12 protein-coding genes are annotated in these 13,524 nt (G+C 65.4%); 9 read left to right on the top strand and 3 right to left on the bottom strand.

Annotated elements, in window-relative coordinates; translation table 11 throughout:
• The first annotated feature begins 25 nt into the window (after positions 1-25).
• Genes ACP7AX_RS06935 through ACP7AX_RS06925 form a run of 3 tightly spaced genes read left to right on the top strand, consistent with a single transcriptional unit; the run spans position 26 to position 2,743 of the window.
• On the top strand, positions 26-994 hold the full coding sequence (locus ACP7AX_RS06935) for an ABC transporter ATP-binding protein (RefSeq protein ID WP_426225887.1): 969 nt from the start codon (positions 26-28) through the stop codon (positions 992-994).
• 44 nt (positions 995-1,038) lie between these two features.
• The gene (locus tag ACP7AX_RS06930; RefSeq protein WP_426226000.1) at positions 1,039-1,791 is read left to right on the top strand and encodes an ABC transporter permease; all 753 of its coding nucleotides are present in this window, start codon (positions 1,039-1,041) and stop codon (positions 1,789-1,791) included.
• 7 nt (positions 1,792-1,798) lie between these two features.
• Positions 1,799-2,743 carry a COX15/CtaA family protein gene (locus tag ACP7AX_RS06925; RefSeq protein ID WP_426225886.1) on the top strand — a complete coding sequence of 315 codons (945 nt, stop codon included), beginning with the start codon at positions 1,799-1,801 and terminating at the stop codon, positions 2,741-2,743.
• Positions 2,744-3,060: 317 nt separating this feature from the next.
• Here the strand turns inward: ACP7AX_RS06925 and ACP7AX_RS06920 are convergent, their stop codons facing one another.
• Positions 3,061-4,020, bottom strand: a complete 960-nt coding sequence (locus ACP7AX_RS06920) for a heme o synthase (RefSeq protein ID WP_426225885.1) — start codon at positions 4,018-4,020, stop codon at positions 3,061-3,063.
• A 517-nt stretch (positions 4,021-4,537) separates the two neighbouring features.
• On the opposite strand from ACP7AX_RS06920, the gene tkt reads away from it, so the two are divergent.
• Genes tkt through pgl form a run of 6 tightly spaced genes read left to right on the top strand, consistent with a single transcriptional unit; the run spans position 4,538 to position 12,760 of the window.
• The gene (gene tkt / locus ACP7AX_RS06915; RefSeq protein ID WP_131681868.1) at positions 4,538-6,655 is read left to right on the top strand and encodes a transketolase; all 2,118 of its coding nucleotides are present in this window, start codon (positions 4,538-4,540) and stop codon (positions 6,653-6,655) included.
• 21 nt (positions 6,656-6,676) lie between these two features.
• The gene (gene tal / locus ACP7AX_RS06910) at positions 6,677-7,792 is read left to right on the top strand and encodes a transaldolase (RefSeq protein WP_426225884.1); all 1,116 of its coding nucleotides are present in this window, start codon (positions 6,677-6,679) and stop codon (positions 7,790-7,792) included.
• Between the two features lie 6 nt (positions 7,793-7,798).
• The gene (locus tag ACP7AX_RS06905; protein ID WP_426225883.1) at positions 7,799-9,433 is read left to right on the top strand and encodes a glucose-6-phosphate isomerase; all 1,635 of its coding nucleotides are present in this window, start codon (positions 7,799-7,801) and stop codon (positions 9,431-9,433) included.
• 15 nt (positions 9,434-9,448) lie between these two features.
• The gene (gene zwf / locus ACP7AX_RS06900) at positions 9,449-11,014 is read left to right on the top strand and encodes a glucose-6-phosphate dehydrogenase (protein WP_131681442.1); all 1,566 of its coding nucleotides are present in this window, start codon (positions 9,449-9,451) and stop codon (positions 11,012-11,014) included.
• Positions 11,011-11,952, top strand: a complete 942-nt coding sequence (locus ACP7AX_RS06895; RefSeq protein WP_131681443.1) for a glucose-6-phosphate dehydrogenase assembly protein OpcA — start codon at positions 11,011-11,013, stop codon at positions 11,950-11,952. The genes zwf and ACP7AX_RS06895 overlap by 4 nt, the downstream gene beginning before the upstream one ends.
• Positions 11,942-12,760, top strand: a complete 819-nt coding sequence (gene pgl / locus ACP7AX_RS06890) for a 6-phosphogluconolactonase (RefSeq protein ID WP_131681444.1) — start codon at positions 11,942-11,944, stop codon at positions 12,758-12,760. Before ACP7AX_RS06895 ends, pgl begins: the two co-directional genes overlap by 11 nt.
• On the opposite strand, the gene ACP7AX_RS06885 is transcribed toward pgl, so the two are convergent.
• Both ACP7AX_RS06885 and secG read right to left on the bottom strand, forming a co-directional pair.
• Complete coding sequence (locus ACP7AX_RS06885; RefSeq protein WP_131681445.1) at positions 12,713-13,108, bottom strand: RNA polymerase-binding protein RbpA; 396 nt, start codon at positions 13,106-13,108, stop codon at positions 12,713-12,715. The genes pgl and ACP7AX_RS06885 overlap by 48 nt on opposite strands.
• A 137-nt stretch (positions 13,109-13,245) precedes the next feature.
• A complete protein-coding gene (secG, locus tag ACP7AX_RS06880) occupies positions 13,246-13,503 on the bottom strand; it encodes a preprotein translocase subunit SecG (protein ID WP_131681446.1) in 258 nt (85 codons plus the stop codon).
• Positions 13,504-13,524: the final 21 nt, after the last annotated feature.

The raw sequence follows: 13,524 nt of genomic DNA, 5'->3' as shown, positions 1-13,524 counted from the left end.
TTACTACATCACGTAGAATGCTGGGGTGCGATCCCCCGAGTCCCCGGTCCTGACCATCAGCGGGTTAATAAAGGATGTTGGTCCGCTGGCCAGCCTGGACGGCAAGATGCTCCGGGTGGTGAGCGGCGTCTCCCTCGTTGCCGAACGCGGTCAGGTCACTGCCCTCCTCGGCGCCAACGGAGCAGGAAAAACCACCACGATCGAATGCGCCCAGGGACTCCAGAAGCGTACCGGCGGAAACATCTCCCTGCTGGGCCAGGATCCCGGCCAGGCCGGCGCCGGACTGCGCGCCCGCGTGGGCGTGATGCTCCAGGACGGTGGCCTCCCGCCGTCGGCCCGTCCTATCCCGCTGCTGCGGCACATCGCCGGGATGTACTCAAGGCCGCGCTCCGTGGACGATCTCGTCCAGCGGCTCGGCATTGACGAATTCAGCAGGACCTCCGTGCGCCGGCTTTCCGGCGGGCAGAAGCAGCGGCTGGCACTGGCCGCGGCGCTGATCGGCAACCCGGAGGTGCTTTTTTTGGATGAGCCCAGTGCCGGCCTGGATCCCCAGTCGCGCCAGCTTGTCTTTGACCTGATCGGGGAACTGCGGAACGCCGGAATGGGGATCATCCTCACAACCCACCTGATGGACGACGCCCAGCGGCTGGCGGACTATGTCTACATCATCGACGCCGGCAGGAACGTCGCGGAGGGCACCGTTCCCCAGCTGCTCCAACGCGACCCGGTGGTCGAAGAGGGCATGGAGCATATCCGAACCCTCGTCTTCGAGGCACCTGCCGGGCTCGATCTTGCCGGTGTGTTGCCCGCAAACATCATGGTCACTGAGACCCGGGCCGGCAGCTACGTTGCCTCAGGACCGTTGACCCCGCCCGACCTTGCCGCGCTGGCGTCCTGGTGGGCCGCGCACAACATCATGCCAGGCTCCCTGAGCCTTCAGGCACGGAGCCTGGAAGACGTCTTCCTTGATGTTTCCGGAAAGGACACCCGATGACCAAGGCGCCCTACCCGGCTTCGGCCGCCACTTCCTCGTCCGGGATGCCCGCATCCCAGTCGCCCGCTTCACTGGCGCGGCGGATCCTGCTGCAGGGCCGCTACGAGTCCCTCACCATGCTGCGCAATGGCGAGCAGCTGATTCTCGCCGTCGTCCTGCCTCTCCTGGCGCTGGTGGGCCTGACCGTTACTCCTTTCCTGGACGGCCTCGGGGCAAGCCGGATCAACGTGGCAGTGCCGGGCATCCTGGCTTTGTGCGCCATGTCCACAGCCTTCACCGGGCAGGGCATCGCCACGGGCTTTGACAGGCGTTACGGGGTTCTCCGCTTCCTGTCCACCACTCCCCTTGGCCGCACCGGCCTCATCGCGGGCAAAGTGCTGGCCGTGCTGGTGGTTCTCAGCCTGCAGGTCATTGTGGTCGCCCTGGTGGCCCTTCCCTTGGGCTGGCAGCCGCCAGCCGCGGGCTGGCTCCCGGGACTGTTCCTGCTGGTGCTTGGCGCCGCAGCGTTTACGGCCCTGGGGCTGCTCGTTGCAGGCACGGTCCGGCCCGAAGCAACCCTTGCCATCACCAATCTGCTGTGGATCCTGCTGGGCGTCCTTGGCGGGATCGTGATCCCGGCCGACCGGTTGCCCGCTGTAGCCCAGAGCATTGTGGGGTACCTGCCTTCCGGCGCCCTCGGCGAGGCCTTGCGCGAAGCTTTCCTGTTCGGCACCGTAGATGTGGGTGCCGCCCTTATCCTGCTGGCCTGGACAGTTCTTGCCGGCGCCGCAGCCATCCGTTGGTTCAAGTGGAATTGAGATATCAGTGAGTACGGCTTCACGCCTCCCCCAGATCGCCGGCAATCTCATGGCCCGGCTGCCCCGGACTGTTGATTCCCGGGTCCGCCGCCTGGCGGTGGCGTCCCTCGTTGGTCAAACGGCGCTGGTAGTCACCGGCGGCGCAGTGCGTCTGACCTCGTCCGGCCTTGGCTGCCCCACGTGGCCACGTTGCACCGACAATTCGTTGGTCAACACTCCGGAGATGGGGATCCACGGGTTCATCGAATTCGGCAACCGGCTCCTGACGTTCGCCCTGGCCGCCGTTGCCGTCATGATGCTCGTCTATTTGTGGAACCTCCGGAAGGAACGCAAGGACCTCTTCCTGCTGGCCGCGGGGCTGCTGGCCAGCATTCCGGCGCAGGCTGTGATCGGCGGGATCACCGTCCTGACAAACCTCAACCCCTGGGTGGTGGGCCTGCACTTCCTGGTATCCATGGCGCTGGTGGTCATCGCCACCCTGCTGGTGAACCGGGCTTTCGGCAGGACCGGCCGCTTTGCCACACTCCCCCTCCCCGCTCTGCCGGCGGTCCTGCGCCCGGTGGCCGCCGCCGTCGCGCTTTTTTCGGCAGTGGCGGTGATGCTCGGAGTGGTGGTCACGGGCGCCGGCCCCCACGCGGGCGACGCTGATGCACCCCGCAACAACCTCGACTGGGACCTCTTCTCACACATCCATGCGGTACCTGCCTACCTGATTACTGCAGGAACGCTCTTCGCGCTGGTCATCGTCTTCACCGGAAAGATCACCGGGCCCTTCCGCACAGCCGCCCTGCTGCTCCTCGCCGTCACACTGCTGCAGGGCGTCATCGGCTTCACGCAGTACTACAACGGCATCCCCGCCCTGCTGGTGGGCGCCCACATGCTCGGCGCCGCACTGCTGATAAGTGCAGCAACGAACGCCGCCGACGTCGCGCGTTCCAGCCCGCAGAAGTAGTCACGCACCGCGCCTCCCGTCCACCACACCCTCTATCAGTTAACGCTGCTTTTTAGGCAACGCTCTATCAGTTAAAGCGGCTTTTTGGGTAACGCTTAATCAGTTGATGCGGCTCATTCAGCACCCCCTACAGTTTCGTGGTCTGGTGCTCTTTGCCGGCTCTCTTAAAGTTCCCGCCCATTAACCCGAAGGCCCCGCCGCACGTGACGTGCGGCGGGGTCTTCGGATTTATAACCGATGGTGAGCGAGGGTGTCCGGATTTTCCACATTAACTGAGAGAGGGTGCCCGGAAAACCGGCATCAAGTGAGAGAGCGTCCTAGCCGATGATGGCTGAGCCGACGAACGGGTCCACGGCAAGGGCGATGAACAGCAGCGTCAGGTAGCTGATGGAGCCGTGGAAGACCTTCATGGCGCCCTTGTCCGGGATGTCTTCGCGGTGGGCCCGGCTGTACAGAGCGTGCGATTCGTAGAGGAACCAGGCTCCGGCGAGGACCGCGGTGACCGTGTACACCCAGCCGGCACCGCCGGCCGGGATCATCAGCAGCGAGCAGACCACCATGGCCCACGCGTAGAGGACCACCTGGACTGAAACCACTTTGGCGCCGGCAATGGCACCGAGCATGGGGACGTTGGCCTTGCGGTAGTCCTCGCCGTAGCGCATGGACAGGGGCCAGTAGTGTGGGGGCGTCCACAGGAAGATGACCATGAACAGGATGACTGCAGGCCACTCAACGGTATTGGTTACCGCGGCCCAGGCGATCAGCACCGGGAAGCAGCCCGCTGCTCCGCCCCACACGATGTTCTGCGCCGTGCGGCGCTTGAGGATGATCGAGTAGATGACCACATAGAAGAAGATGGCACCGAAGCCCAGCCAGGCGGACAGCGGGTTTGCGCCGAACCAGAGGATGACAATGGCAGCTGCGCCCAGCAGCCACGAGAAGACCAGGGCCTCACGGGGTGTCACTTCTCCGGTGACGAGGGGCCGCTTCTCGGTGCGGTGCATCAGTTTGTCGATATCGCGGTCGATGTAGCAGTTGAAGGCACCGGCGCTGCCGGCTGCGAAGGCGCCGCCCACGAGGGTGGCGATGATCAGCCCGATGGACGGGAATCCGCGCTCGGCGTAGATCATGGTGGGCAGGGTGCTGACCAGCAGCAGTTCGATGACCCGTGGCTTGGTGAGGGCGAGATACGCCTTTGCCTTGCGGGCAATCCCGGCTCCCCCTCCGGAGCGGGAAGCGTTCAGCGGCGTATCAGTTGTGCTCACGGTGGCAGTCACCCGTTCTGGTTGGTAATTCTCTGTCTGGCTGTACGGCTGTCTGGTGCAGGCGCTCCGCCGGGAATTCCACGAATTCATCATGGCCGGGTTCGCGCAGCGGCCGAAACTCTGCGAAAGTCCAAGCGGACGTGCAGTTTCAGGCCCAAGCCTCCGAATATCATACCGTGCCGGGTACGTCGCCACGGGCCCCTGATAGGCCCTGATGATTGCGCGAACGCTGATTCGAGCAGATTAACTCAACCTCACGGAATGCTGATTCACATAAGGGGAAATTGCGTCCACTAGGTGAGATTTGCGCTGACCGGAGAGTGGAATCGGGCTAAGCTGTCACCAGATCAGGACGCGGTGGGGAGTGCATCGGAAAACGCATTCCCGACGTCGGTGCCTGAGTGATAGGTCAAACGTTTCGATGGTGAACGGCTGGTACACACCGCAGCGGGCACCAAAGCGTGCCCGGACCGGATCCCGTGTACAGCCCACTGTCAGCATAGAGAGGGGCCCGGTTTTCGTGCCACATTTGGAAGAGCAAGAACTGTCATGGACCAGCTTGGACCAGCGCGCGGTGGATACCATCCGCGTTCTGGCCGCAGACGCGGTGGAGAAGGTCGGTAACGGCCACCCCGGAACGGCTATGAGCCTGGCACCGGCCGCTTATCTTCTCTTCCAGAAACTCATGCGGCACGATCCGCGGAACCCGGACTGGCTGGGACGGGACCGCTTCGTCCTGTCCCCGGGCCACACCTCGCTGACCCTCTACATCCAGCTGTTCCTCTCCGGCTACGGCCTGGAACTGAAGGACCTTGAGGCGCTCCGCACCTGGAACTCGCTGACCCCGGGCCACCCCGAATACAAGCACACCGCCGGTGTGGAGATCACCACTGGCCCGCTGGGCCAGGGCCTGGCTTCCTCCGTGGGCTTCGCGTACTCCCAGCGCCGCATGCGCGGCCTGTTCGACGCCGATGCTGCCGCCGGCGAGAGCCCGTTCGACCACACCATCTGGGTCATTGCTTCCGACGGCGACCTCCAGGAAGGTGTCACAGCCGAGGCTTCCTCACTGGCCGGCCACCAGGAACTGGGCAACCTTGTAGTGGTCTACGACGAGAACCACATCTCCATCGAGGACGACACCGACATCTCCTTCACGGAGGATGTCCTCAAGCGCTACGAGGCCTACGGCTGGCACACCCAGCGCGTGGACTGGACCAAGACCGGCGAATACAAGGAAGACGTCCAGGAGCTGTACTCGGCCCTGCTCGCAGCCAAGGCCGAGACGTCAAAGCCCTCCATCGTCTCGCTGCGCACCATCATCGGCTACCCGGCCCCCAAGAAGCAGAACACCGGCAAGATCCACGGTTCCGCCCTGGGCGCCGAGGAAGTTGCAGCGCTCAAGGAAGTCCTCGGCTTCGATCCGGCCAAGTCCTTCGACGTCGACCAGGAAGTCCTGGCCCACGCCCGCTCCGTTGTGGACCGCGGCGCCGCCGCCCATAAGGAATGGGAAGAGTCCTTCAACGCCTGGCAGGCAGCCAACCCGGAAGGCGCCTCCCTCCTGGAGCGCGTCGAGTCCAAGGAACTGCCCGAAGGCGTGGACGCGGCCCTTCCGGTGTTCCCGGCCGGCAAGGACGTCTCCACCCGCGCCGCCTCCGGAAAGGTGCTCAACGCCCTCGGCCCGGTCATGCCCGAACTCTGGGGCGGTTCAGCGGACCTCGCCGAATCCAACAACACCACCATTGAGGGCTCGCCGTCCTTCGTTCCTGCCTCCAAGCAGACCGACGCCTGGTCCGGCAACCCGTACGGCCGTGTCCTGCACTTCGGCATCCGCGAGCACGCTGCGGCGTCGATCGTGAACGGGATCGCCCTGCACGGACGCACCCGCGCATTCTCCGGCACGTTCCTGATCTTCAGTGATTACCAGCGGCCGGCCATCCGCCTCGGTGCCCTGATGGGTGTTCCCTCCCTCTACGTGTGGACCCACGACTCCATCGGCCTGGGCGAAGACGGCCCCACCCACCAGCCGGTGGAGCAGCTTGCCTCCCTCCGCGCCATCGTGGGCCTGGACGTTGTCCGCCCCGGTGATGCCAACGAGGTGGCTGTTGCATGGAAGACCATGCTCGAGAACCACGAGAACCCGGCCGGAATCGTGCTCACCCGCCAGAACATCCCCACCTACGCCCGTGGTGAGGGAACGGCCGACGGCGAGACGTTCGGTTCCGTTGCAGGCGTCGCCAAGGGCGGTTACGTCCTGGCCGAAGCCTCCAAGGACGGCGCCACCGTGCCTGCCGATGTCATCCTGATCGGCACCGGCTCCGAGGTCCAGCTGGCCGTCCAGGCCCGCGAAGCCCTCCAGGCTGACGGCATCGCGGCACGCGTTGTTTCGATGCCGTGTGTCGAGTGGTTCAACAAGCAGGACGCCGCCTACCGCGAATCCGTCCTCCCGGCCGCCGTCAAGGCCCGGGTATCGGTCGAAGCCGGGCTTGCCCTCGGCTGGCGCGAATTCGTCGGCGACGCCGGCCGTTCCGTCTCACTCGAGCACTACGGTGCTTCCGCTGACTACAAGCGCCTTTTCCAGGAGTTCGGCATCACCGCGGAGGCCGTCGCCGCCGCTGCCAAGGACTCCCTCGCTGGCCTGCAGGCCTAAACAGATTCCTGGAGATTCAAAATGACTACGCCTACTCAGCAGCTTTCCGACGCCGGAGTTTCCATCTGGCTGGATGACCTTTCCCGCAGCCGCCTCGAAACCGGGACCCTGCGCAAGCTCATCGAAGAGAAGAACGTTGTTGGTGTCACCACCAACCCTTCCATCTTCCACGCCGCCATCACGGCCGGCACGGACTACGACGCCACCATCGCCGCGCAGGCCGCTGCCGGTGCCAGCGTCGAAGACACCATCTTCGAAATCACCACCACTGACGTGGCGGACGCCTGCGACCTCTTCGCACCGGTTGCCGCCGCGACCAAGGGCGTTGACGGCCGCGTGTCCATCGAAGTTGACCCGCGCCTTGCCTGGGACACCGCCGGCACCATCGCCGAGGCCAAGCACCTCTACAAGAAGGTCAACAAGGACAACGTCCACATCAAGATCCCGGCAACGCTCGAAGGCCTGGAAGCGATCACCGCCACCTTGGCCGAGGGCATCAGCGTCAACGTGACCCTGATCTTCTCGCTGGAGCGGTACCGCGCCGTCATCAACGCTTTCCAGTCCGGCCTGGAGCAGGCCAAGGAGAACGGCCACGACCTCGCCGGGATCCACTCGGTCGCCTCGTTCTTCGTCTCCCGCGTTGACTCAGAAATCGACAAGCGCCTCGATGCCCTGGGCACCGACGAAGCCAAGGCACTCAAGGGCAAGGCCGGCGTCGCCAACGCCCGCCTCGCCTACCAGGTCTACGAAGAGCTGTTCTCCACCGAACGCTGGGCCCTGCTGGCCGGGGCCGGCGCGCTCCCCCAGCGCCCGCTGTGGGCTTCGACCGGCGTCAAGGATCCGGCTTACCCGGACACTCTGTACGTCACGGAGCTGGTAGCACCCGGTGTGGTCAACACCATGCCGGAGAAGACCCTGGACGCCACCTTCGATCACGGTGTGGTCACCGGCGACACCGTAACCGGCACGTACGCTGATGCCAACGCCACACTCGACGCCCTCGAGAAGCTGGGCATCTCCTACAACGAGGTCGTCGCGCTCCTCGAATCCGAAGGCCTCGACAAGTTCGTGGCCAGCTGGAAGGAACTGCTGGCCGACGTCGAAGGTGCCCTCGCCGCCGCACGGAAGGCTTCCTAACCCCTCATGAGCACACTCAGCTACGACGCCACCGGTGCCGCACAGCAGGCACTCGAGCAGCACCTCCCCGCCCTGGTAGAGGACCGCATTGCCACCCGGATCTTCGCCAAGGACCACACCCTGTGGGGTCCCGACGCCGAAGCCGAGTCGGCAGTCCGCCTCGGCTGGGTTGAGGCGGCCACCGTCTCCCAGCCCCTGGTGGCGGACATCATCGAACTGCGCGATGCCCTGCGGGCAGAAGGGGTGACCCGGATCGTGCTTTGCGGCATGGGCGGGTCCTCCCTCGCTCCCGAGGTCATCGCCGGCACCGCTGGCGTCGAGCTGACTGTGCTGGACAGCACGGACCCCGACCAGGTCCGGGTTGCCCTGGCGGACCGGCTGGGCGAGACCGCCATTGTGGTCTCCTCCAAGTCCGGCTCCACCCTTGAGACCGATTCCCAGCGCAGGATCTTCGAGCACGCCTTCACCGAGGCCGGCCTGGACGCCAAAAGCCGGATCATCATCGTCACCGATCCAGGGTCCCCGCTGGACAAGGCATCGCGCGAGGCCGGCTACCGCGCCGTCTTCAACGCTGACCCCAACGTGGGCGGCCGCTACTCGGCGCTGACCGCGTTCGGACTGGTCCCCTCGGGCCTTGCCGGCGTGGACATCCAGGCTTTCCTGGATGAAGCCGAGGAAGCGGCCGAAATCCTGAACGAGGACGCGGCCGAGAACATCGGGCTGGCCCTGGGCACGGCGCTGGGTGGTACCAACCCGCTGCGCAACAAGATTGTCATCGCCGAGGACGGCTCGGGCATTGTGGGCTTCGCGGACTGGGCCGAACAGCTCATCGCAGAATCCACCGGAAAGCTCGGCACCGGCGTCCTTCCGGTGGTGGCCGGACCCGACTCGCCGGAGGTCACCTCCGGTGCCGCCGACGTCCTGGTGGTGCGGCTGGTTGCCGCGGACGCCGACGTCGAACTCGGCGAGAACGAAGTAGCGATCGCCGGTGGCCTGGCCACGCAGATGATGGTCTGGGAATTCGCCACCGCCGTCGCGGGGCGCCTGCTGGGCATCAACCCGTTCGACCAGCCGGACGTAGAGGCTGCCAAGGTTGCTGCCCGCGGCCTCCTGGACGCACAGCCCGAACCCACGCCCGCCGCCTTCGTTGACGGCGCCATCGAGGTCCGGGGCGGGGACTGGCTCCGCGGCGCAGCCACTGCGGAGGAAGCCGTTGGCGCCCTCCTCGGAACGCTCGACGACGAGAGCTACCTCAGCGTCCAGGCTTACTTCGACCGGCTGGCATACGCGCAGCTGGAGGGCATCCGCGACGAACTCGCGGCCGTCAGCGGCCGGCCTGTCACCTTCGGCTGGGGTCCGCGCTTCCTGCATTCCACCGGACAGTTCCACAAGGGCGGCCCCGCGATCGGTGTCTTCCTGCAGGTCACCGCGGCTCCGGCTGAAGACCTGGCCATCCCGGACCGTCCGTTCTCCTTCGGGGAACTGATCTCCGCCCAGGCAGCGGGCGACGCCCAGGTCCTGGCCGGTCACGGCCGCCCCGTCCTGCGTCTGCACCTGACCGACCGCGCCGCCGGCGTGGCACAGCTGCAGAACATCATTGCAGCGCTTGCCGCCCGGCCTGCCGCCGTCACTGAAAGCTAAGGCACAACAGCAACCATGCCAGAAACCGAATACGGCAACAGATCCGCGCGCTCCAAATCAGGGCGCAATCCGCTCCGGGATCCGCGCGACCGCCGTTTGAACCGGATTGCCGGTCCGTCCTCGTTGGTGCTCTTTGGAGTGACCGGTGATCTTGCCCGCAAGAAGCTTTTGCCGGCGGTGTATGACCTGGCGAACCGCGGCTTGTTGCCGCCGAGCTTCGCTTTGGTCGGTTTTGGCCGGCGGGACTGGAGCGACGCTGATTTCGCCGCTGAGGTCAAGGCATCTGTCAAGGCCTACTCGCGGACCGCGTTTGATGAAGCGGTGTGGAACCAGCTTGCCGAGGGCATCCGTTTTGTCCAGGGCGGGTTCGACGACGACGACGCCTTCGAGCGTCTGGGCGAGGTGACCGAGGAGCTCGATGAGACCCGCGGTACCCGCGGAAACCACGCGTTCTACCTTTCGATTCCGCCGAAGGCCTTTGAGCAGGTCTGCCGGCAGCTGTCCAAGCACGGCCTGGCCCAAGCTGACGGGGACAAGTGGCGCCGGGTGGTGATTGAGAAGCCGTTCGGGCATGACCTGGAGTCGGCCCGCCAGCTGAACGACATCGTCGAGTCGGTGTTCCCTGCCGATGCTGTGTTCCGGATCGATCACTACCTCGGCAAAGAGACGGTGCAGAACATACTGGCCCTCCGGTTCGCGAACCAGCTCTTTGAGCCGTTGTGGAACGCGAACTACGTGGACCATGTCCAGATCACCATGGCCGAGGACATCGGCACCGGTGGCCGGGCAGGGTATTACGACGGCGTGGGTGCGGCCCGCGACGTGATCCAGAACCACCTGTTGCAGCTGCTGGCCCTGACCGCGATGGAGGAGCCCATTTCCTTCAACGCGGACGATCTGCGGGCTGAGAAGGAAAAGGTTCTGGCCGCGGTTAAGCTCCCGGAGGACCTCTCCACCCATTCGGCACGCGGGCAGTTTGCCGGCGGCTGGCAGGGCGGGGAACAGGTCCAGGGCTACCTGGAGGAGGACGGCATCCCGGCCGATTCCACCACCGAGACGTTCGCCGCGATCCGGGTGGACATCAACACCCGCCGCTGGCATGGTGTGCCGTTCTACCTGCGGGCAGGCAAGCGCCTGGGCCGCCGCGTGACGGAGATCGCCGTGGTGTTCAAGCGCGCACCGAACCTGTTGTTCCGTGACCACGGCGAGGATGATTTCGGCCAGAACGCCGTGGTCATCCGGGTCCAGCCGGATGAGGGCGCCACCATCCGGTTCGGGTCCAAGGTTCCGGGCACGCAGATGGAAGTCCGCGACGTCACCATGGACTTCGGCTACGGGCACTCCTTCACCGAATCCAGCCCTGAAGCGTATGAGCGGCTGATCCTGGATGTCCTGCTCGGTGAGCCGCCGTTGTTCCCGCGGCACGCCGAAGTGGAGCTTTCCTGGAAGATCCTTGACCCGTTTGAAGACTTCTGGGCGGAACAGAACAAACAGCCCGAACCCTACGCCCCGGGCAGCTGGGGACCCGCCTCGGCGGATGAACTGCTGGCCCGCGACGGACGAACCTGGAGAAGGCCATGATTGTTGACCTGCCGGACACCACCACCTCGAAGATCTCCAAAAAGATCATGGCCCTGCGTGAGCAGGGCGGTGTGATCGCTTTGGGCCGGGTCCTGACCCTCGTAGTGGTCACCCGTTCCGGGCTCGAGGAAGAAGCGATCGAGGCGGCAAACGAGGCCAGCCGCGAACACCCCTGCCGGATCATCGTCCTGGCCGATGCCGGCGCCAAGGCACCGGATCGGCTCGATGCCCAGATCAGGGTCGGCGGCGATGCCGGCGCGTCCGAAGTCATCGTGCTGCGCGGTTACGGGGAACTCGCCCACGAAAGCGAATCCCTGGTTGCGGCGCTGCTGCTGCCTGACGCCCCGATCGTGGCCTGGTGGCCGCATGGGGCCCCGGAGAACGCCTGCGAAACCTCTGTTGGCCGGATCGCACACCGCCGCATCACTGACTCGGCGAATGAACCGGACCCGCAAAAGGCGTTGGAGAATATCCGTGCCACGTACAAGGCCGGTGACACCGACCTCGCCTGGACCCGGCTGACCAACTGGCGGATCCAGCTGGCGGCCGTCCTGGACCAGGTGGACCCGTCCCCGGTGACCGCTGTCGCGGTCGAAGGCGCCTCCGACTCACCCTCGACCATCCTGCTGGCAGCCTGGCTCACGCTCGCCCTGGACGCCCCCGTGACCATCGTCGCGGACCCTGCCGGAACCGGTATCCGGCGCGTCCGGCTCAGCCGCCCCGGCGGCGATATCCAGCTCTTCCGTCCCGGACTGTCCGTCGCCGAACTCACGCAGCCCGGGCAGCCCGCCCAGCGCATCTCGCTGCCCCGCCGCAGCCTCAAAGACTGCCTGGCAGAAGAGCTCCGCCGCCTGGACCCCGACGAGGTCTTCGGTGAAGTGATTACTATTGGACTGCCACGTACCAATCTAAGGAGCGTCCGTCCCAGTGAGCGTTGAGCCAAGAGTAAGCATCCATCCTGATTCGTCCGTACTTATGGCCGCCATAGCGGCCCGCCTGATCACCAAGCTGGTGGATGTGCAGGACAAGCATGGCGAGGCCACGGTGGTGCTGACAGGCGGCACCGTGGGCATCGGCACGCTGAAGGCTGTTGCGGACTCTCCCGCCGAGCGCGCGGTGGACTGGTCCAAGGTCAATTTCTGGTGGGGTGACGAGCGTTTTGTCGCCGCCGACGATCCTGAGCGGAACACCCGGCAGGCTTTTGATGCTCTGCTTTCGCACATCCCGGTTGACCCGGCCAGGGTGAACCAGCCCGGGTCCTCGGATGAATTCGGGAGCCCGGAAGAGGCTGCCGAAGACTACGCCCGCAGGCTCCAGGACGCAGCAAGGGCCGAGCACGCGGCCGACATGTCAGATGACCGGCCGGATGAGCCGGGGGTCCTTCCGCGCCTGGATGTGGTGCTGCTCGGCGTGGGACCGGACGCCCACGTTGCATCCCTCTTTCCGGAGCAGGCCGGGATCCGGGAGAAAGAGAGAATGGTGGTGGGTGTCCACAACTCCCCCAAGCCGCCGCCGCTGCGTATTTCCCTGACCCTGCCCGCAATCAACACCGCCGCCGAGGTCTGGATGGTGGTGGCCGGCGAAGACAAGGCCGGCGCCGTAGGCCTGGCTTTGGCCGGGGCGAACCCCGTGCAGGTACCCGCCGCAGGTCCCCGCGGGACATCGCGCACTTTGTGGCTTATCGACGAAAACGCGGCGTCACGGGTCCCCCGGCAGCTCGTCCGGAAGGACGCCGCCGGCGCGTAACTTCTCCAGCGCTCCGGCCAGCACCGCCTCGGCGTCCTGGTCGGAGCGCCTTTCTTTAACGTATTCCAGATGGCTTTTGAAGCCTTCCTCCAGCGGTTCGAGCCCGGCAGCTTCCTTGCCGTCCCGGGCGGCCGGAGACCCGCACCGCCGGCAGTCCCAGACGGCCGGGATCTGCTCGTCCGGCAGCCGGAGGAAGACCAGCTGGGTCTCATGCCCCTTGGCACACCAAAAGGAAACACGGATGCGCGGCACTCTTTCGCCGGCAGCAGCTTCGGACTGATTCTTTGGACCTGCTCCTTCCGTCACACCCACCCGGGTGCCACGGAACGCTGATGCACTATGTACCATCGGGACTCCTGGCTTCGCACATTGCTGCTTACACGACATTGTGGTTAAACGACACTGTGGCTGTTGGGAGCCAACAGCCACAGTTTAGTTCGGAGATCCCGGCAACGGCAGTGCCGCACCGCGATTAAGTCAGCGGGTCAGGAGTCCCCTGCGCCGCTGAACCGCATGATCAGGCCCAGACCGATGATGACGATGCCCCAGGTGACACCCAAAACCACGGTGAACCTGTTCAGGTTCCGCTCAGCTACCCCTGAGGAACTCAGGCCGGAACTCATGCCGCCGCCGAACATGTCCGACAGCCCGCCGCCCCGACCTTTGTGGAGCAGGATGAGGAAGGTCAGCAGAAGGCTGGTGATGCCCAGGAGGATCTGCAGGATGACTTGAAGAACGTCCACGACGGCCTTTCAGAAAGATTG

The sequence above is a fragment of the Pseudarthrobacter sp. DSP2-3-2b1 genome (assembly GCF_049895945.1).
GTDB lineage: Bacteria > Actinomycetota > Actinomycetes > Actinomycetales > Micrococcaceae > Arthrobacter.
The sequence above is the reverse complement of the archived record's forward strand: the minus strand, read 5'-3'. Positions and strand labels throughout refer to the sequence as shown.

Excerpts from the sequence above, each read along its gene's own strand:
- ACP7AX_RS06930 (WP_426226000.1), top strand. The coding sequence starts at position 1,039 with ATGCCCGCATCCCAGTCGCCCGCTTCACTGGCGCGGCGGATCCTGCTG.
- tal (WP_426225884.1), top strand. The coding sequence starts at position 6,677 with ATGACTACGCCTACTCAGCAGCTTTCCGACGCCGGAGTTTCCATCTGG.
- ACP7AX_RS06905 (WP_426225883.1), top strand. The coding sequence starts at position 7,799 with ATGAGCACACTCAGCTACGACGCCACCGGTGCCGCACAGCAGGCACTC.
- zwf (WP_131681442.1), top strand. The coding sequence starts at position 9,449 with ATGCCAGAAACCGAATACGGCAACAGATCCGCGCGCTCCAAATCAGGG.
- ACP7AX_RS06895 (WP_131681443.1), top strand. The coding sequence starts at position 11,011 with ATGATTGTTGACCTGCCGGACACCACCACCTCGAAGATCTCCAAAAAG.
- ACP7AX_RS06885 (WP_131681445.1), bottom strand. The coding sequence starts at position 13,108 with ATGGTACATAGTGCATCAGCGTTCCGTGGCACCCGGGTGGGTGTGACG.